This window comes from Paenibacillus sp. FSL R5-0345 (genome assembly GCF_000758585.1).
Classification (GTDB): domain Bacteria; phylum Bacillota; class Bacilli; order Paenibacillales; family Paenibacillaceae; genus Paenibacillus_AQ.
Genome location: NZ_CP009281.1, coordinates 6,725,791 through 6,745,294 on the forward strand (window position 1 = coordinate 6,725,791; position 19,504 = coordinate 6,745,294).

At 41.2% G+C, this 19,504-nt stretch carries 22 protein-coding genes; 7 read left to right on the forward strand and 15 right to left on the reverse strand.

What is annotated here, in order from left to right:
• The first annotated feature begins 1 nt into the window (after position 1).
• Entirely contained in the window at positions 2 to 307 is a 306-nt protein-coding gene (locus tag R50345_RS29680) for a hypothetical protein (RefSeq protein ID WP_052414780.1), read from the forward strand.
• Between the two features lie 13 nt (positions 308 to 320).
• Here the strand turns inward: R50345_RS29680 and R50345_RS29685 are convergent, their stop codons facing one another.
• The 4 genes from R50345_RS29685 to R50345_RS29700 all read right to left on the reverse strand — a co-directional run bounded on the left by R50345_RS29685 (position 321) and on the right by R50345_RS29700 (position 3,597).
• Positions 321 to 581: a hypothetical protein gene (locus tag R50345_RS29685; RefSeq protein WP_042131682.1), complete on the reverse strand. Its 261-nt coding sequence runs from the start codon at positions 579 to 581 to the stop codon at positions 321 to 323.
• Between the two features lie 6 nt (positions 582 to 587).
• Positions 588 to 965, reverse strand: coding sequence for a hypothetical protein (locus R50345_RS29690; RefSeq protein WP_042131683.1), 378 nt, complete (start codon positions 963 to 965; stop codon positions 588 to 590).
• Between the two features lie 233 nt (positions 966 to 1,198).
• Positions 1,199 to 3,427, reverse strand: coding sequence for a type II restriction endonuclease (locus R50345_RS32285; RefSeq protein WP_156114897.1), 2,229 nt, complete (start codon positions 3,425 to 3,427; stop codon positions 1,199 to 1,201).
• Complete coding sequence (locus R50345_RS29700; protein WP_042131684.1) at positions 3,403 to 3,597, reverse strand: hypothetical protein; 195 nt, start codon at positions 3,595 to 3,597, stop codon at positions 3,403 to 3,405. The genes R50345_RS32285 and R50345_RS29700 overlap by 25 nt, the downstream gene beginning before the upstream one ends.
• 155 nt (positions 3,598 to 3,752) lie before the next feature.
• Between R50345_RS29700 and R50345_RS29705 the strand changes: the two genes are divergently transcribed.
• Genes R50345_RS29705 through R50345_RS29725 form a run of 5 tightly spaced genes read left to right on the forward strand, consistent with a single transcriptional unit; the run spans position 3,753 to position 9,072 of the window.
• A complete protein-coding gene (locus R50345_RS29705) occupies positions 3,753 to 5,681 on the forward strand; it encodes a DEAD/DEAH box helicase (protein ID WP_042131685.1) in 1,929 nt (642 codons plus the stop codon).
• The gene (locus tag R50345_RS29710) at positions 5,665 to 6,102 is read left to right on the forward strand and encodes an EcoRII N-terminal effector-binding domain-containing protein (protein WP_042131686.1); all 438 of its coding nucleotides are present in this window, start codon (positions 5,665 to 5,667) and stop codon (positions 6,100 to 6,102) included. The genes R50345_RS29705 and R50345_RS29710 overlap by 17 nt, the downstream gene beginning before the upstream one ends.
• A complete protein-coding gene (locus tag R50345_RS29715; RefSeq protein WP_042131687.1) occupies positions 6,099 to 7,703 on the forward strand; it encodes an ATP-binding protein in 1,605 nt (534 codons plus the stop codon). Before R50345_RS29710 ends, R50345_RS29715 begins: the two co-directional genes overlap by 4 nt.
• Positions 7,696 to 8,526 carry an HNH endonuclease gene (locus R50345_RS32155; protein ID WP_052414781.1) on the forward strand — a complete coding sequence of 277 codons (831 nt, stop codon included), beginning with the start codon at positions 7,696 to 7,698 and terminating at the stop codon, positions 8,524 to 8,526. Before R50345_RS29715 ends, R50345_RS32155 begins: the two co-directional genes overlap by 8 nt.
• A 45-nt stretch (positions 8,527 to 8,571) precedes the next feature.
• Positions 8,572 to 9,072 (forward strand): hypothetical protein, encoded by a 501-nt coding sequence (locus tag R50345_RS29725; protein ID WP_042131688.1) that lies wholly within the window; start codon positions 8,572 to 8,574, stop codon positions 9,070 to 9,072.
• A 256-nt stretch (positions 9,073 to 9,328) separates the two neighbouring features.
• Here R50345_RS29725 and R50345_RS31535 read toward each other — a convergent pair whose 3' ends face one another.
• From R50345_RS31535 to R50345_RS29745, 6 genes are all read right to left on the reverse strand, one after another.
• On the reverse strand, positions 9,329 to 9,505 hold the full coding sequence (locus R50345_RS31535; protein ID WP_156114898.1) for a hypothetical protein: 177 nt from the start codon (positions 9,503 to 9,505) through the stop codon (positions 9,329 to 9,331).
• 153 nt (positions 9,506 to 9,658) lie between these two features.
• On the reverse strand, positions 9,659 to 9,913 hold the full coding sequence (locus R50345_RS29730) for a hypothetical protein (protein WP_042131689.1): 255 nt from the start codon (positions 9,911 to 9,913) through the stop codon (positions 9,659 to 9,661).
• Positions 9,914 to 10,078: 165 nt separating this feature from the next.
• A complete protein-coding gene (locus R50345_RS29735) occupies positions 10,079 to 10,390 on the reverse strand; it encodes an HTH-like domain-containing protein (RefSeq protein WP_231573993.1) in 312 nt (103 codons plus the stop codon).
• A gap of 30 nt (positions 10,391 to 10,420) precedes the next feature.
• Positions 10,421 to 10,549 carry a hypothetical protein gene (locus R50345_RS32290; protein WP_269321977.1) on the reverse strand — a complete coding sequence of 43 codons (129 nt, stop codon included), beginning with the start codon at positions 10,547 to 10,549 and terminating at the stop codon, positions 10,421 to 10,423.
• The gene (gene rlmH / locus R50345_RS29740; RefSeq protein ID WP_042131690.1) at positions 10,546 to 11,025 is read right to left on the reverse strand and encodes a 23S rRNA (pseudouridine(1915)-N(3))-methyltransferase RlmH; all 480 of its coding nucleotides are present in this window, start codon (positions 11,023 to 11,025) and stop codon (positions 10,546 to 10,548) included. The genes R50345_RS32290 and rlmH overlap by 4 nt, the downstream gene beginning before the upstream one ends.
• 132 nt (positions 11,026 to 11,157) lie before the next feature.
• Positions 11,158 to 11,508, reverse strand: coding sequence for an ArsR/SmtB family transcription factor (locus R50345_RS29745; RefSeq protein ID WP_042131691.1), 351 nt, complete (start codon positions 11,506 to 11,508; stop codon positions 11,158 to 11,160).
• A gap of 141 nt (positions 11,509 to 11,649) precedes the next feature.
• Between R50345_RS29745 and R50345_RS29750 the strand changes: the two genes are divergently transcribed.
• Positions 11,650 to 13,062 (forward strand): MFS transporter, encoded by a 1,413-nt coding sequence (locus R50345_RS29750; RefSeq protein WP_042131692.1) that lies wholly within the window; start codon positions 11,650 to 11,652, stop codon positions 13,060 to 13,062.
• 96 nt (positions 13,063 to 13,158) lie between these two features.
• Here R50345_RS29750 and R50345_RS31045 read toward each other — a convergent pair whose 3' ends face one another.
• The 5 genes from R50345_RS31045 to R50345_RS29770 all read right to left on the reverse strand — a co-directional run bounded on the left by R50345_RS31045 (position 13,159) and on the right by R50345_RS29770 (position 19,484).
• Positions 13,159 to 13,326 carry a CxxH/CxxC protein gene (locus R50345_RS31045; protein WP_076120603.1) on the reverse strand — a complete coding sequence of 56 codons (168 nt, stop codon included), beginning with the start codon at positions 13,324 to 13,326 and terminating at the stop codon, positions 13,159 to 13,161.
• 230 nt (positions 13,327 to 13,556) lie between these two features.
• Positions 13,557 to 15,314, reverse strand: coding sequence for a thiol reductant ABC exporter subunit CydC (gene cydC, locus R50345_RS29755; RefSeq protein ID WP_042131693.1), 1,758 nt, complete (start codon positions 15,312 to 15,314; stop codon positions 13,557 to 13,559).
• Positions 15,311 to 17,077 (reverse strand): thiol reductant ABC exporter subunit CydD, encoded by a 1,767-nt coding sequence (gene cydD / locus R50345_RS29760; protein WP_042131694.1) that lies wholly within the window; start codon positions 17,075 to 17,077, stop codon positions 15,311 to 15,313. Before cydD ends, cydC begins: the two co-directional genes overlap by 4 nt.
• The gene (gene cydB / locus R50345_RS29765; protein ID WP_042131696.1) at positions 17,077 to 18,093 is read right to left on the reverse strand and encodes a cytochrome d ubiquinol oxidase subunit II; all 1,017 of its coding nucleotides are present in this window, start codon (positions 18,091 to 18,093) and stop codon (positions 17,077 to 17,079) included. The genes cydD and cydB overlap by 1 nt, the downstream gene beginning before the upstream one ends.
• Positions 18,090 to 19,484 carry a cytochrome ubiquinol oxidase subunit I gene (locus tag R50345_RS29770; RefSeq protein WP_042131697.1) on the reverse strand — a complete coding sequence of 465 codons (1,395 nt, stop codon included), beginning with the start codon at positions 19,482 to 19,484 and terminating at the stop codon, positions 18,090 to 18,092. The genes cydB and R50345_RS29770 overlap by 4 nt, the downstream gene beginning before the upstream one ends.
• Positions 19,485 to 19,504: the final 20 nt, after the last annotated feature.

The window sequence follows — 19,504 nt, forward strand, 5'->3', positions numbered from 1 at the left end:
AATGACAACTGAAAACGATATGCACGGTGAAAAACCTTATATTGATATTAATGAATTGAGCAGCTTCGTGTCTCAAAAAACGTGTCATGATGCTGACCTGATTGAAACTGTTATTGGTTACTCAGACGAGTACATTAACAACAAAGAAGAAGATGAGAATGGCGAGGTTCATATTGATAATGACGAGCTCATAGTTCATATTTTAAAACAGCAGGACATTGCTTTAACTGAGAAAGAAGTGGAGGAAATACTGGAGGCAGAGTTGGAGTTTTTAGAGATAAAGGGCATTGCTGTTCCAGAGGAATAAAGTATTCCGTCATTTAGTCGACTATAGGCTTGCTGTCCATGTATCGGGCTGCGAGTCTTTTTTCTATTCGAACAAGTAGCAGTTCACGATCCAACTTGACTTGAATCTCGTGCATTGCGACAACGACCTCATGAACGGTCGGGAGATGAATCGGCCCGTCCTTTTTGAAGAGCATCTGAAGCACAGTGTCTATGGTCTCGGAACAGGTCTCGATACGGTTAACCAGCGTATCCTCACTTTTTACGAGTGATTCGTAATTGGATCTATTCTGCATTAGATTTCACCCCCTTTCCTTATGTGCGGCTTCATGTGCTTCCGTAGAAACATAGAACGGTACATTTAATTGAGAGACCCAGCCTAGCGCTAGTTCAATTGGGCTCCCCTCCATTATTGGAGGTCCATCTGCCCACTCTTCCTCTCGGGCAAATTGAATTTCGGTCGGGGTCAATAAGACATACATATCGGTTCCGTCAAAATATGGGTTAATGGATTGATCTTCATGAAAAGTTAGGGCTACCCGCAGCTTAAGAATCAATGGTTGATGGCGCTCTAATTTTTCATGTTCCATTGCAGCCACCGCTAAAATGTGAATCGTATCATCAGAATTAAATGATATTTTGAGAAAATCCAAAATTCTTTGCTGCTGTTCCTTGTCCATAGTAGTTAGGTCTCCTTTTAAGTGAGAATACAAAATACCCCTATTCGCTGTTGGAATAGGGGCATTCGTTGTTGATACTGGGCTTTATTGTAGATAATATTTCTTTCTAGTTGAGTTTTGCTTACCTCCATTAGTGCATTTCTGTCGTATCTACAATTATTATATCTAAATGAAAATCCACTTAAGACGATAAAATAGTAGACCCATGGTTGGGAGTAACGTATGAGTCTATTCTATAATTCCTTTTTTTTAGTATCCATCAAACCACAGAAATTTGAGAGGGAAAGTATCTTGGAACGATATTCAATAGGATAAAAGGAAAGATATTTGTTTGGCACAACTAATGAAACGTTACTTAACTCCATATCTTCCAAGGTTTTAGCACTCATACCTTTTTCTAAAGTTACAATAAATAGCGGAGGTCCTTCAGGATTTAAGTAATCCCTCCAATTCTCTTTACATGTAACTAGCGAAAGTAAATTCACTTTTTCATTGTTATTACTTATGAATCTAAATCCACGTTTTTTCGAAGTCACTACTTGGAATTCGTAATTCAATTTTGACTGCTTAAAGATAAAGTCTAAATGGAATTGAAATGTCAACTCAGTTCTCAGTTGTCTGGTTTGTGCAGCTGTGGAGGCAAACTCTAATAATAACTCGAGATCATTGAATGGCTTTTGGAGCTTATCTTGATATATACTTTTCTCTAATGATTTAGTTATCATGTACTCAAGTTCAATTAACTCGAGAAGTAAAGCATCAACATTAGTATTATCAATCTCCATATCTACTAAAGAATTAGAATTGAAATACAAGTTCTGTGCCTTTTGTGAAATCTGTCGTGGAGTGAGCATTTTGTTTGATACTGAATTAACAAGACCTTCATTTAGCTTGTCAGACAAGCCCAAGTCACTTTTTTCAATATTATCAATTAACCCATAATTACCAACATTTTCAGTTGGAGATATTGAAAATGTTTCTAGGAAAGAATCAGCATCTTTTCCTGATAGCACATAACCTAGATATTCATCACTATTAACCTTAATAAAAATTAAAAGATCGCCTAAATAACTATCGGAAAATAAAGGGAATTTTTTTCCGAAACGAGTTATTCTATATTCACTTCTTGACTTTTTACCATACCACTTAAACATACTATCACTGTGTAAATCTAATTGCTCCCAATAAATTCTCACAGCTCTCTCTTTATTCACTTCTTTTTCTCCCGGTTTATCAAACAAGATTGACCAAGAGTCTTTTGGAATATATATTCCTGATTGATGAGATCCGGTTTTCCCAATATCGTTTGCTGAAATAAACTTATAGAAAAATTGTCCATATTGCGATGCCCTAGCAATTGCTTCATCTCTATTATTATCATAAAAATACTTACTTCTATTATAGCTATCTACAACTTTCTTTGCTTTTAAAGCTTTAATCATACATTCTGCTATTTTTTCAACTACCGGTACAGCTACTGAATTACCAAACTGCTTGTACGCAGCTGCATCGGAAACTACAATACGATAGTTTTCAGGAAACCCTTGCAATCTAGCACACTCACGTGGGGTTAACCGTCTTGGATTCTGGCCCTTTTGTGGAATTAAAATTTCTGAACCATCTTTGTAATATCGTGCGGATAATGTTCGCGTTGAACTATTAAAATCAACTAGCCCATAACCAAAACCATTTCCTGCTTTTTGGTGTTTTTCAGCATAGCTCTGAAGATATTTCCACAAGTTATCAGTCAATGTGTACTTTTCATCGACTTGTTGTTCTAATATCGAACTAACTGGAGGGCCTTGTTCAGGAAGCGTAGGGAACTCGAATGCTATTGGATCTAAAAATCCAACTAAGTATATACGCTCTCGATGTTGGGGCACTAATCCCTTAGCATCAAGAATCGCATCATACACCTTATAACCCAGTTCCTTTTGCAGAACTCTCATAATCGTACGAAAGGTTTTATTATCATCATGAGACCTAAGGTTTTTTACATTTTCTAATAAAAAGGCTTTGGGCCTTTTAGCACGAATAATTCGAGCAATTTCGAAAAATAAAGTACCCTGTGTTTCATCTGCAAACCCATGGCTCCGACCTAAGGAATTCTTCTTAGAAACTCCAGCAAGACTGAAAGGTTGACATGGGAAACCTGCTAAAAGAATATCATGGTCTGGAATTTGCTCAGAAGATACATCACGTATGTCACCTACTGGTCTATATCCAAAATTGGCTTCATAGGTCTCCTGTGCCTTTTGGTCCCACTCGGATGAGAATACACATTTACCACCCTGTTTTTCAAAGGCAATACGTATACCACCTATTCCAGCAAATAAATCTATAAACTTAAACATTATAGTTTCCTCTTTACTATTATGAAGTAATCTTGCAGCATAATATTTTATTTTAACACCCAAACCACATGCGAACAAGCGTTTTATTCTTTTATCTTTTCTTTCCATTTAATTAAATCTTGAATAATTTCTGCAAGGTCTTTATGGAACGGATAATTCTCTGTTATTTTCTCAAACTGATCTTCATCGTATTGATTCCAATCTGTATTTTTCCATGCCTTATTAAGCTCGGTCATACTATCAATACACCCGTCAATATTTTTTATAAATTTTTCCAACTAAAACACCTCTATTCTTTGTATTCATTATGTATATAATATCACTCAAAACAAAAATGTGGTAAATGGAAGAAACAGGTGACGGAGCAGATGAAATGTATTATCCTATAACTGGTAGAAAATAAAAAATTCCTTTTATTAGGGCGGAAGCTAAAATGAACAATCATGGCAAATGGATCATCGTTGAAGATAAATATCTATCTATTCAGTTGATTTCGGGAGCCTCATTTATACCAACTGCTAAAGATATATATATGGCAGAGTTTAAACGGAAGCTAATAATAAATGAAATACATATTTCCAAACCATCTGATCAGCTTTTTGGTATAAAAATTTCAAAATTCCCATTAGATCTACGATTAAAACTTGTTAATAAAGACGGTGTAGGAATCACAGCTGAATCAATAGTTTTACATAATAATCAAAATATTATTGTATCCAGCTTTGATAAGGGATTATCAGACCACCTAATAATTGATGGTACTTGGTACCCTTATGTAAATGGTGCAAATGAAAAAATTGCAAACCTTTTAACACAAGTAGGAATCAAGGAACTTGATAAAATCAACTTGCGACAATACGTAAACCTTCGTTCTAGCGGTAATCCTTATATATTAGATGAAGTTACCTCCTTGCCTTTAGATAAAAGTGCAGTGCTGGATAAATCAGTGCTGGATATACCTGGTTTTATTGGCAAGCTGTATCCTTACCAGTACCAAGGATACCGTTGGTTACAAATGATTTCAGACCAAGATGCTGGATGTATACTAGCAGATGAAATGGGTCTTGGTAAAACTGCACAAATTATCGCCTTGTTATCAAGTGAAGGCAGTAGAAACAACAATCCTTCGTTAGTTGTAGCACCTGTTACCTTACTAGAAAACTGGAAAAGAGAATTCGCCAAATTCGCACCAAGTCTAAAGATATTAATTCATCAAGGTGCAAGACGCACAGGTCTATATTCTGATATGTTAGATTTTCAAGTGGTAATCACTTCTTATGAAACTGTCCTTCGGGATTTATCCATTATTGAGATGATTGATTGGAACATTGTTGTAACAGATGAAGCACAAGCGATTAAGAATCCCTCCGCAAAACGAACCATAGCTATAAAGCAAATTCCACGCAGAACTTCAATCGCAGTGACAGGAACACCTGTGGAAAATAGACTAATTGATTTATGGTCTTTGGCTGATTTTTCCTTCCCTAGTTTTCTAGGTGATATTAATCAATTTGAAATGAACTACCCTGAGGAGGTTTTGGGTGCAAGTTCTTTAGAACCGGTTATTTCACCTATAATGTTACGTAGACGCGTAAAAGAGGTAGCAGGGGACCTACCAGAACGTATCGATATTCCACAAGTATTGGAGTTATCCGATAGCGAAATTGAAGGATACGAAAGCTTAAGGCAAAGTATAATTGAGGAATACGGTAAGAACGCCTCATTAGTATCTCTTATTAAGCTAAGAATGTATTGTACCCACCCCTTCTTGAAGCAAGATCACAAAGATGATGATGATCCTAGTAATTTTGTTAAATATAAACGGATGATTGAAATACTTGAAGAGATTATTTCTAACAAAGAAAAGGCGATTATCTTTACTTCCTATACAAAAATGACCGATATAATGGTTGGTGATCTTTCCATTAGGCTTGGAATATACTGTGATTTTATAGATGGACGAGTTGAGGTAGGTGATCGTCAGATAAAAATTGATACCTTCGGGAATATCGATGGATCAGCGGTTTTAATTTTAAATCCAAGAGCTGCCGGATCAGGCTTGAATATAACTGCAGCAAATCACGTCATACATTATAATTTAGAATGGAACCCAGCTTTAGAGGACCAAGCATCAGCTAGAGCCTATCGAAGGGGTCAAACAAGGCCTGTAAATGTATATAAGCTTTATCTGGCCGATACAGTTGAAGAAACGATAAATGACCGTGTTGAGCGAAAAAGAGCACTCTCTGACACAGCTGTTGTCGGCACAGATGGTTCTAATGATTATACTGATATACTCCAAGCATTAATGAAATCCCCATCCATAAAGAGGAGTAATGATAGCCATGAAACAAACAACTGATAAACCTAATGCAATTAGTAAAGTATTAAGCCCCAATGACACCGGTGAGACTGGTGGACATCAAGCTGGAATGTTAATTCCCAAAGTCGATGGTGTGCTGTCTTTTTTCCCCACCTTGGGATCAGCTACCAAAAACCCCCGTTACAGACTTAACTTCCTTGATGATATTGGTCAGGTATGGAAATTTAATTTTATTTATTATAATAATCGCTTTTTTGGTGGCACAAGAAATGAATATCGTTTAACCGGGATGACATCTTTCATTAAACAGAATAACCTAAAAGCCGGAGATTCAATCATATTAAAAGGAAACACAGAAGAAGATCAGTTGGAGATACACTACGAGCGGTATAATAATATTGATGAAGCAGAGGACGATATCATTCACCTTGGTTCATCATGGAAGGTGATTAATATATGAAAACTAAAAATCTACCCCCACGGGCTACAAGAATGATCGAAGGTCTAAGGGATACTGGATATGAATTTAATACAGCTATGGCTGATGTCATTGATAACTCTATCGCTGCAAATGCATCCTCAATTGAGATTGATATCTTAATGGACTTTGCTGGTGATATAAGTATTTATATTGCCGATAATGGTTGTGGGATGAATGAACAGGGCCTCGATGACGCAATGACTTATGGTTCATTAGAAAGGCCCGATCCAAGTAGCTTAGGTAAGTTTGGATTAGGATTAAAAACAGCATCAACTGCCTTTTGTAGATGCTTATCAGTAATAACACGTGCTGGAGCCGGTATTGACCCAATAAAAGCCAGATGGGATCTTGATTACATTAGCGACGTTGCTAAAGATTGGGTACTTCAATTTCCTGAGATTGATCCCTATGAGTTGGAATTACTTGAGAAAGTCACTGGTGGTAGTTCAGGAACTATAGTTGTTTGGGAAAACGTGGACAGAGTAATGAAGGCATATTCAGATCAAGGTGGACCTCATGCTCGAAAAGCTTTAGATAAAATTGTAGATAATTTAAGAGAACATGTGGCAATGGTTTTTGAACGCTTTCTTGATACGAACTTTACCACTGCACCAAATGTGGTAATCAAATTAAACCAAGACCCAGTTATACCTTGGGACCCATTTTGCAAATCAGAACCAGAAACCAAATTGGTAGCTAAGAAAATTCAACCTGTAATTATTGATGAATACGGTGCAAAAACAACCTTTGATATTAAAGCTTATGTCATACCAAGGAAAGAAGGATTCACCTCCGAAGATGCTTGGAAGCTCGCAAAACTGAACAATGATATGCAAGGATTTTATATATATCGTGAAAATCGATTAATTCATTACGGAGATTGGCTTGGAATGTTCCGCAATGAGCCCCATGGAACATTACTTAGAATAGAATTCTCCTTTGATCATACTTTGGACGATGCTTTTAATGTAGATATTAAAAAGTCCAGAATTATGTTAACGGGTGAGCTATATAACTGGCTTAAAGAAAAGTTCTTGCCTGCGCCTAGACGAGTTGGCGATGATAGATATAGAAAGGGTGTAAGTAGTACAGTCAATAAGGTGTCCAAAGGCGCACATGATGGTTCAAATGCTGGTATTGGTTCTCGTGAAAAAGAAGTTCAAATATCAAAAATAGAAGTCAAAAACCCAGGTGTTAATGAAGTTGAGGTAACTAACAAGAAAGGTAAATTCACAATTAAGATACCTGTGATTGACCCAGTAAAAGAAGGTGAGCTTTTTGTACAACCAGTTGAGTCTATTGATGAAGGAATGTTGTGGGAACCTTGTATAATTGGTGAACATCATGCGGTTAGAATCAATACAAAGCATTCATATTATCATAAAGTGTACGTACCTAATCTAGCCTCAGGAGTAACTATTCAAGGAATGGATTCGCTTCTATGGGCTCTTAGTGAGGCCGAGTTAGGAACAATTAATGATTCTACAAGGTATCATCTGAAAGAACTGCGTTATGAAGTATCGAAGATACTAAGAAGATTAGTAGAGGATCTTCCAGAACCGGAGATCAATAATGAATAGAATTAATTTAGTTCTATTGGATGATCGTTTAACTGAACAATTTGGCATCATCATTCAATCAGAGTTTGTTAATAACTCGATTGAAATTAGACCTCAAGATCTTCCTCGGGGTAATGGGTTTATCATAAGAGGTTCTTTAGGTTGGCGAAACTTAAGCCTTGAGTTTATACCCGACAACTTCGCTGGTCCCTTAATTCGTGCCATGGGTTTAGCAGATCAACAAAAGAAAGTGCTGTTTTGTTCGATAGCTAGTACAATAAAACCGACAACTGAAGACCTAAACTTTCGTTTAAATTCAATTGATCAAAATCCTATGGATACTTCTACATGGCCTAATCAATGGAATAAACTTAATTTAAAAGTAATAAAGATACCGGTATACAGTGAAGAGATAAATCCAAATGAACTACAAGAATTATTTGAGGTACTGGTCGCTAAAATACTGGGTATGATTGTTTGCTTGCTTCCCTTAGAAGAGAGTGTTGTTGAGCACTCAAGTATAGGTTTACCCGAAGGTGCTGTAACAAGAGTAGAGGTCAATCGATATGAAAGAAGCGTTTTGAACAGGGAAGCTTGCATCATGATCCACGGTTGTATATGTAAAGCTTGTGGTTTCGATTTCCATAAATATTACGGAGTTATGGGTCAGGGTTTTATTCATGTACATCATGTTACGCCTGTGTCAGCAATTGGACCAAATTATATTGTTAATCCCACAACCGACTTAGTTCCTGTCTGCCCAAATTGCCATTCAATGCTGCATAAAAGAAATCCACCATTTACGGTAGATGATCTGAAGTTAATTATCAGTAAGAACACTTAGGTAGGTCGTTAATTATCACAGAAACTGGATGAAGGGGCTGATTGCATGAGCTTTTTATCTTTATATTTTAGAGGTGTTGCAGCAAAAATTTTAAGTTCGGTAGAAATAAATAGGTGGCAAAGCAATCAACATGAGTTCCATGGAGTAAAAGTATTAAAAAATATATTTGGGTTAAAAAGACAGTATTTCAACGCAAAATTTATTTATTTCGATAGAAATGGAAAAGCACTGCAGGACACGGGGCAATTAACTTGGTATGATGCAAGGGAATATTCACTGGATAGAACTGAGCATCGTTTGTATTACACAGACTCTAATGCTGTTAATAACGCACAGGAAAACGATTTAATGATAGTAGGATTGCGGAGTGATAATACCGTTATAGTTATTATAGCCGATAAAGACAGTGAATTTTGCGAAAAATTGAAATTCCTTTTCGGAATTAAATCTTTAAGCACTGAATACAAATCAGTCAATTTAGAGAATAGTGAAGTCAGCAGTAATGACATAGATATGTTAATGAAGATAGGGATTGCAATACAATAAATAAATTTCTTGAGTACAAGGGCTCTTATGGGTTATACCAGTACGAGCCTTTTTTGTTTTTCTTTTTAACTGCTGTGCTAGCCTCTCCCTTTCCATAAGCCACCCTGCTAGAGAATTTCAAAAAATGTCCCTAGCCCACAAACCAGCTATAAAAAGTGACGGTATGGTAGAAGTGAGAACTGTTTTTTTGACAAAACTGACCGTATTGTCGCTATTTACTTCAGCAAAAGAGGGCTTCCAGCGTCATCTTAATAAATCATTTTTCATCAAACACTTGAAGTACGTCAGCAATCTTGCTATCCATTGCATCCTTTACAGCTCGAAAAACCTCAAACTCAGAATAGCCTTCTGCAAGCAATTTTGCTTTTAGCTTCAAAGTAATTTCTTCTTGCACTTGCTTTGGTAACTGTAAGATGTATATCGGTTTCGTCATAAAGCTTAATCACTTCCTAATAAGTAATATTTTTAGTATTATCATAAAACTCTCAGCCACGGTTCAGTATCGCAAACTCCCTTTCCAATGATGGAGTAATGAAAGCCCGTATTAGCCCTAAAACAAGCTAATCGGGCCTTATGTTTAAATACATTAAAAAATACCGGGTACTAAGTGTTTAATAACTTGTACTATATCTTCTCCTTTACTATTAGCATCCACTATCTCATCATAAATATCCTGTTGAATTTCTTGAAAATCACTTTTATTAGCTTTCAGTAGCACGTCTCCAGGTATCAGTTCATTGATTAAATCAACAGTCTTTTGATCCTCATAAGAATGACTTTTATGTACGTAAACCCAACCGGCCTCATGGCCAGACTTTGTTATATAATATCGATCAGTCATTAATATCACCTCTGGTATTATTAGTCAACTTAATGAAAACAAACAAGGTGCTTCAATTGTCGCTGTATTTTGAACAAACTGAACCAGAATTTTGGGAGATTGATTCTTTATCTTTAAAAAATTATACTTATAATTAATATCGGCAAGGATTCATCATTAAAAAATTCATTCTTTTGGAACCACATATTCGGATAAATTTATTCCCTTACTAACTTCTGTTGCATATGAAATGTTTATACCAGACGCTGCTACTATATCCTTGACGCTGTAGTTATTCTTTCGAATGATATCTGCATATTTAACACCAAATAAATGAATTTTTGCAACTTGTTTTCCGTGAGGTGCCTTATTATACATCTCACATAGAATTCTTCCTAACTCTTGAACACCCAAGTTAAATCCCCCATTCAATTTTTCTGTGATTAAATGTATTTCTATGAAGCTCCTGATAAATCCTGCTGACTGAGAATTTACCAAGCAGGGGATCGTCATCTCGAACCCCTCTAATTATATAAATTGCCCGCATAAGTCTTTATAACAAGCTGATTGAACCTTATCTATTCCATCCCCCACCCTACCAACTCCAGCCGCTTTTAACGCCTCTACGCCCTTCTCACACAAAAATTTAGCCGTCATTTATGATACGGTTCCCCCCGATTTATCTTCACCGCGCGATAAATCTGCTCCACCAGCACCAGGCGCATGAGCTGATGGGGCAGCGTCATGCGCCCAAAGCTCATGCGCTGCTGCGCGCGGCGCATGACCTCATCGGAGAGCCCGTGGCTCCCTCCGATGACGAACACGACATGGCTCGTCCCGTAGGTGCCGAGCCTGTCAATTTCTGCGGCAAGCTCTTCCGAGCTCCATAGCTTGCCGTCAATCGCGAGCGCAATGACATGCGCCTCGCTCTTTATGTGCGCGAGGATGCGTTCGCCCTCGCGCGCCTTAACAATACCGACCTCTGCTTCGCTTAGAGAGTCGGGTGCTTTTTCATCTGCCACCTCAATCACCTGAAATTTCAAGTACGGTGTCAGCCGTTTAGCATACTCTGCAATGCCATTGATCAAGTACTTTTCCTTCAATTTTCCTACGCCAATAATTTGAATAAGCATAAGTGCCTCCTGTCAAAATCCTCTATAGAAATAGCAAAAGGACGCGCAATAGGCCGTCCCTTGTAGTTTTAGCAAGTAGCTTCCTAATCTTTCGCATTCCTTAAATATCCTATTCTTCAGACAATCCATCCCCTACTTACTCTCCTCCCGCTCCTCCATTGCAAAATCCGGCATTTCCCCAGCTTCATAAGCACACAATATAGAATCCAGCAAACCTGGGAATCGTACATTAAGATCCTCAGTCCGCAGCGATAGTATGCGCTGGGTTCCTTGAACCCGCGTAAACACAACCCCTGACTCGCGCAGCGTACGGGCATGATGAGACATGGTGGATTTGGCGATCGGAACGTTGAAGCCGTTGCAAGCCTGTTCTCCATTTCTATGAATATCCGATACGATATGGAGGCGAATCGGATCACTGAGCGCATACAATACGGAAGCAAGCTGAATGTCCTTGCGGTCCGGATGAAATAGTATTTTCATGGATGATTATCCCCTTTGTCCTACTTTTAATGCGAAAAAAATATTGGTGCTCCTAATTGCATTTTATATCAACGCATGCTATATTTCAATTGTTCGTAAGTAATCGAACTATTAAACAATAATAAAAGGAGTGCTTCGCACATGACTTCTGTAAATAACCTTTCCGCGAATGCGGATCATGAAGCCTCCGCTCCGGAAGCGACTCTTCCACGGGAAGGCCTGCTGACTCTTCTGTTCAGCATCGCTGTGGTTCTCGTAATCATGAATACAGCCATGTTCAATCTGGCACTGCCTGATGTAACTGAAGCCTTCGGCATTACAGCTGCATCCGCTTCTTGGATTGTTACCGGGTATTCCATTATGTTTTCGATTGCCTCAATCACGTACAGCCGGCTCTCTGATTTCTTGCCGATCCGCCGCCTGCTGGTGATAGGTCTGTTGACGCTGGGCTTTGCGGCTGTAGCCGGCTTCTTCAGCACCAACTTTATCTTTCTGCTTATCGTGCGCATTCTACAGGCGTCGGGCGCGGGCGCTGTAATGTCCTTATCTCTTGTTCTGTTTACACGTTATGTCCCGCAAGCCCGTCGCGGCAAAGCGATGGCGACGATTATGTCAGCCGTTTCACTCGGCCTAGGCCTTGGTCCGGTCGCGGGCGGAGCCATCGTCGAATATCTCGGCTGGATCTGGTTGTTCGCTGTAACGGCAGCTATTTTGCTTCTCGTGCCGATGTTCCTTATCCTGCTACCTAAAGAGGTGCCCACCCGAGGCTCCTTTGATGTGCTTGGTGGGCTGCTCTTGGGCGTCGGCACCACCGGTCTGCTGCTGTTCCTGACGAGTGGGTTGTGGGTGGCCTTGGTCACCGGACTTGTCGCCATCGCTTTATTTGTTGGCCGTATCCGCAGCACGCCCGACCCATTTGTAATGCCCGCGCTTTTCCGTAACCGCTCATATCTCGTGTTGGCGGTGGTCGGAATCGCCTCCTATCTGTGCAGCTTCGCCACCTTGTTCCTGCTGCCACAGATTTTGACTCATCGCTTTGGCTTCAGTGCAAGTCATGCCGGGCTTGTGATCTTTCCCGGATCGCTGCTCGCAATCTTCGTCTCCCGTTCCGTCGGACGAATCATCGACCGTTATGGCAATGCGGGGATATTGCGTTTCGCTCCACTACTTGTGCTGACTGCTACCGTCCTGTTCGCTGTTTTTGCGGGACGATCCTGGATTGCCGTCATGCTCATCTATATGATTATGAGTCTTGCCTTCACTACATTGTCCAGTAGTGTATCCAATGAAATCTCACGGATTCTGCCTTCCTCACAAATCGGCTCCGGGATGGGGCTGTTCCAGTTACTGCAATTCTTTAGTGGCGCCTTCAGCGTAGCTATGGCCGCAAGCGCACTGGAATGGCAGCGTGGGCTGCCGCTCCGGGCCGCTTACTCAAACATCTACTGGGGACTCTCTATTGCAGCAATGCTTGCCATCATCTCAGCAATTGTCTACCGCAAGAACAACCGAGGTAGCTCCCTGACCAATATGGCAGATGCAGCAGATGCATAAGACTAGTGAGCCCCCCTATATATTATTCCACGCAAAAACACCTTACGGCCCATTTCCAGGACTGCAAGGTGTTTTTTTATAAGTCTTAAAGGTCCTTTAGACCACCAAATATTCAGCGTTCTTCTCACATTGGGTGCACTTTGCCGGCGGGTCCCAGTCAGAGAATTCCGTTTCCTTCAAATCCACTACATCTGGTGCATCTTCATACTCGTCCACAAACAAATCAATAGCTAATTCTACATGTTCTTTACATACTACATACATTCAACCAAGCATCCCTTTCTGTGCCGCTACGGCCTAATACTCCTTCTATTGTTCTACCATACTTCCCACGAAAATGGAACTCCTATCTATCCATTCCAGCGATCTGTTCATCCATTGTCTATATTCTTGCCCTGCACCAAAAAAAGATTCCTCCCACCCCGAAGGGCAAAAGGAATCTCATCACTTATCTCTCTCTATTATCTATAAATATTATCTCCAAACTCTCCATCCTACCCTAGAAACTCCACCGGACGATCCAGCTCATATAATCTGCGGTAACGTGGTTCTTTTTTCATCAGCTCCGCATGGGTTCCACGCATTTCTACCGAGCCATTTTCCATAAAAATCACTTCATCCATCTGCTCCGCACCGACCAAATGATGCGTTACCCAAATTAGTGACTTACCCTTCATGGCTTCGAACATTGTCTTCAAAAGATCACGTTCCGTCCGCGGGTCCAACCCTACAGTCGGTTCGTCGAGTATGACAACAGGTGTATTTTGCAGCAAAATACGAGCTAACGCTATCCGCTGACGCTCTCCACCGGAGAAACGTTGCCCCGCTTCACGGACAAAGGTATCATATCCATCTGGCAACGAGGAAATCAACGTATCCATTTTGGCTAAGGCGCCAGCTTCTTTAATGTCTTGTTCGGAAGCCTTCGGATCACCCATACGAATATTGTTCGCAACCGTAGTATCGAATAAGTGTGGGCTCTGATTTAGCACCGCTATAATAGAAGGAATATGCTCGCCATAGGCAGCAGCAGCAATCCCATTAATTGTAGCTGAGCCGTCAGAAGGTTCAATAACACCTTGAATAGCCTTTAATAACGTCGATTTACCCGCACCACTTCGGCCGATGATCGCAATCTTTTTACCTTGTGGAATATCGAGGCTGAGATCGCGAACCGACCAGTTAGCCTCTGAACCATAGTGGTAACCTACATTTTCGAGCTTGATGTAAGCACTCCTCATGGCCTGAGGCAGAGCATCGACTACAGATACAGAAGCTTTTTCAGACACGATGTTCTGCTCAGTTCCATTTACACCAGACAATCGCTCTAAGGAGTTACGGTACTGCGGGATTTTCTCCACTGCTTCAGACACTGGCAGAAAGGCATCTGCTACAGGAAAAACAACCAATACGAATGCCGCAATCAATGTACCTGCAATAGCACCATCTGCAAACTCTCCAGCGGCCCAATATAGCATAGAAAGCACGCCAATCCCAATTACTGCTTGCCCAATGAACGTACGAAGACGTGACCAACTGCGCAGCGCTGCATCAGTTTTGGCTACCTTTCTCTCATCTGCTTCATAAGTGTCTACGAACTGGCTTTGTCGTCCACTAATGACCCAGTCACCCATACCAAGTACGGCGTCAGTCAGCTTTTGATAGAGACGATTACGCTCTACTTTCACTTCACGTTGGCGCTTCTGTGTAAAGAGCAGAGATAAGAACGGCAACACCACTACTAACACCAATATATACAGAGCCATCAATAGCGCAAAGGCGATATCAAAAGTACCCAGTGCAATCACAGCTGCTCCATAAATCAGCAAAGCAATAATGCTTGGAAAAACGGTGCGCAGATATACATTTTGCAAATATTCAATGTCATCCGCAAGCATCCCGAGAATATCCCCAGTGCGGAAACGTGACGACAGGAACAAAGCCTGTGGTTCCAAAATATTGTACAGACGCACACGCATCTTAGATAGAATTCGCAAAATCGTGTCATGCCCAACTAAACGTTCTACATAATGAATGACAGCCCGACTCGTTCCGAACGTACGCACACCTACAATCGGTACATAAATCATTAGAATATTTTCGACAGGTGTAGACGCTTTTGAGATCAGAAATCCTGAAGTATACATTAATGATGAGGCTGTAAAAATTGTCAACGCCCCAAGCACGATAATAAGCACAAAACGCCAAAAATACGACGATACATACGGAGCAAACCATCCTTCACGTTTCAATGGATTCCCTCCAATTGCGACCCAATCAATTCATAATACGCACCCTTGCGGGCAAGCAACTCCTGATGGGTACCGATTTCTGCCACTTTTCCTTGTTTCATTACTACAATAATGTCCATATCAAGCATCCAGTGCAGGCGATGTGTAGCCAGAAAGACCAGCTTTCCTTCAAAAAGAGGCACCATCGTCTCCTTCAGCTCATATTCCGTCTCAATATCCAGATGTGCCGTTGGCTCATCTAATAACATAATTGGACGACTGCTGAGTAAAGCTCGAGCCAGCGCAACCCGCTGCTCCTGTCCACCACTGAACGAACGACCTCCGCCGCCGATCATCTCATCCAAGCCATTCGGAAGGGTTGCCGCCAGCTCTGATAATCCAGTAGCTTTCACAGCTGCAGCCACAGCTTCCATAGAAGCTTCAGGGTAATAGAAGCGAATATTATCAGCCAATGTACCACTAAAAATATAAGGGCGCTGCGGGATATACGAGGTCTGCTTTCGCCAAGCCTCATCCGTTAATGCGCTAACCTTTGTACCGTTTACTGTAATACTTCCTGAAGTAGGGTGTAAGAAACCACCCAAGATATCGACTAGTGTAGATTTACCGGCCCCACTCTCTCCGATAATCCCAATTTTGCTTGCTCCTTTAAATTGCAGGTTCACCGCTTCCAGCGAAGAAAGACCAGCTTCCTCGTATTTCACACTGACATCATTTAATGTAAGTACGCTATTTTTATGCCAAGTGAATATCTCTTCTGGTGTTTTAAATGCTGATTTCAATGCTTGGTCACCATTAGAACCTACTACTTCAGCTTTCACTTCATCCTGATCTATAATGCTTTTCATTGCCTCAGCGGCTTCCTTACCATCGAGAGTAGCATGGAAATCTGAACCCACCAATCTGACAGGCAAGAAATATTCCGGTGCCAAGATCAGAATGGTTAAGCCCGTAACCAGTGTCATCTGATCGTTGACCAGACGTAGGCCGAGACTTACCGCGACGGAAGCAACGGATAACATCGTAAAGAAGTCCAGCGCGAACGAAGACAAAAAGGCTACTCGCAGTGTACGCATCGTCGCCGAGCGATATCGATCGCTGACGGTGGCAATACTCGTGCTATGACTACGGCTGCGGCCCAGAAATTTCAGCGTTTCTAGCCCACGGAGGGAGTCTACGAAATGATTAGATAAGGTGCGATAAGATTTTAGCTGACGGTCCATCTGCTTACGAGCCGTCATCCCGATCAAGATCATAAAAACAATAATAATCGGCATGGTGATCGTAAGAATAATCCCACTCGCGGTATCCATCTTGTAGATATAAATAAGCACCAAAATCGGTGTAATTGACATCCCTACCATTCTAGGGATAATCGCTTCTAAATATGTGCGGAACTTTGTTACACCTTCCAGCACAAGTGTGACAAGATCCCCGGTTCCACGCCCGCCCACCATTCTGGGTCCAAGCTGGAAGAGCTTATCCATCATTTCCCTCCGCATGTTGCTGCCCGTTGCTTCCGCAAAGCGGTAAGAGATACGGCTCATCAGCATGGCGCAAGCATGGCGCACTAGAAATGCAAGAAGGAACAATAGCGAAGTAGCCCATTGTTCCTTCAGAGGTTCTCCCGCAAATAGCGCAGAGATGACTTCTGCCAGCCATTTGGCCAGCAGAAGTATGGACATGCTTTGCACCAGGGTAAGGAGGCCAACGATCAGAAAGACCGGCTTAACTCCTTTATACCCAAGCAAATTTTTATCCATTAGTATTCAAGATGCTCCTTCTCGTGAACGCGTTTATGAAAGACAAAGTAACTCCAAATTTGATATCCCAATACGAATGGAAGGATGGTCAGTGCCACAATCGTCATTACCTTTAAAGAGTAATGTCCCGAAGCCGCATTGGTGATTGTCAAATTAAAGGCTTGATCGATTGAACTAATCATAACACGTGGGAATAGTCCTACAAAGACTGAAGTTACCGACAACGCCATTACTGCTCCTGTCATTCCAAAAGCGTAGCCATCCTTCTTCTTCTTCATAAAATAACCCGATAGCACAAAAGCGATAATTCCAAGCGCTACAATAATCATAAGAACCGTTCCGCGCTGCTCGAAGATATCAGTCATATTATAAGTCATAATCACAAAAGCAGTAAACAAAACTGCAAGTGGGATCAGCAATTTCTGTGCCATCTTCCGAGCACGAGCCTGTAGATCACCCACTGTACGCAGCGTTGTGAACATGAGACCATGCACCAAACAGAGAAGAACTACCGTAAGACCTGCTACTACAGTATATACATTCACGATATCTGTAAAACCTGCGTACATTTGCATATCGCCATCAATAGGCAAACCTTTAATAAAGCTGGCGAACACTACTGCAAGGAGGAACGGTGGGAGGAAGCTGCCAATAAAGATACAAGCATCCCAAGTTCTTTTCCAAGCTACAGAATCTCGTTTACCTCTGAACTCAAAAGCAACACCACGCGCAATCAAAGCTAATAAAGCAAAGACAAAAGGAATATAGAATCCGCTAAACAACGTTGCATACCATTCCGGAAAAGCCGCGAACATTGCGCCCGCACCCGTTAGTAGCCATACCTCATTAGCATCCCAGAAAGGTCCGATAGAGTTAATCAGTACCCGGCGCTCTGTATCATTTTTAGCGAGAATCTGTGTTTCCATTCCTACGCCGAAATCAAAACCCTCCAGAAAGAAGAACCCTATAAACAGAACTGCAATCAGCACAAACCACAATTCATTAAGAGATATCATTGGGCGCCCTCCTCATTATATGGATCATGCGAATCCCCGTGATCGTTATCCATCGCATAAGGACCTTTTTTAATTACTTTCATAAACAAACCAATCAGTACTAATCCGAGAATTGCGTAAATCGTTGTAAAAGAAATAACAGAGAATAGAACCTGACCACTCGTAATATTAGGCGACACACTGTCTTCCGTGGTCATCAGTCCGAATACCGTCCATGGCTGACGCCCGAATTCGGTCATGACCCAACCCGCTGTATTCGCGATTGGAGGAAGCAGTAATCCCCATAACATAAACCGCATAAACCAGGTGTTTGGACGGTCCATTTTTTTGCGCCACATTAAATACATAGCGTACATACCCAGTACAATCATTAACGTTCCTGCTAGAACCATGATCCGGAAACTCCAGAATGTCGTACGTACAGGTGGAATATAGTCACCGGGGCCATAGGTTTGCTCATACTCAGCTTGCAGTTCAAGCATACCTTTAACTTCACCGGAAAATTTACTGTATGAAAGGAAGCTCAGCATATACGGAATTTGAAATTCTCCAGTACTTTCTTGCTTCTCTGGATCAATATTTGCCCATACGGTCCAAGGCGCTGGGTCACCACTCTTACCCCATAGTCCTTCGGAAGCCGCCATCTTCATAGGTTGAGTCTCAACCAAATACTGTGCTTGCGCATGGCCTGCCACGGCTACACCAATAGAAGAAATAATACCTACGATAGCTGCAATTTGAAAAGATTTCTTAAAGAAAGATACATCTTGTTTCTTCAATATCTTGTACGCACTAATACCCGTTACTAGGAAGGCACCTGTTGCATACGCAGCAAGAACCGTGTGCGGGAATTCAACCAACAATTGTCCGTTCGTAATAAGCGCGAAGAAATCATTCATTTCTGCACGACCATTATTAATCGCAAATCCTACTGGATGCTGCATAAAGGAGTTTGCTGCCAGGATCCAGAAAGCAGATAACATCGTACCGAATGCTACCAGCCAGATGGAGGCCAAGTGCACTCTCTTGGACACTTTGTCCCAGCCAAATATCCAGATTCCAATAAACGTAGACTCCAGAAAAAAGGCTGCCAATGCTTCTACTGCAAGCGGAGCCCCGAAGACATCACCCACAAAACGTGAATAATCAGACCAGTTCATCCCGAACTGAAATTCCTGTAAAATCCCTGTAACTACCCCTACTGCAAAATTGATGAGGAACAGCTTTCCCCAGAACTGCGCCATTCTTTTGTACTCTTCATTGCCTTTTCTAACGTACATGGTCTCCATAATGGCAATCAAGAGCGCTAGTCCGATTGATACCGGTACAAAGAAATAGTGGAATATTGTCGTCGACGCAAATTGTATACGCGACAGCATTACTGTATCCATATTTTTCCCTTCCTTCTCCC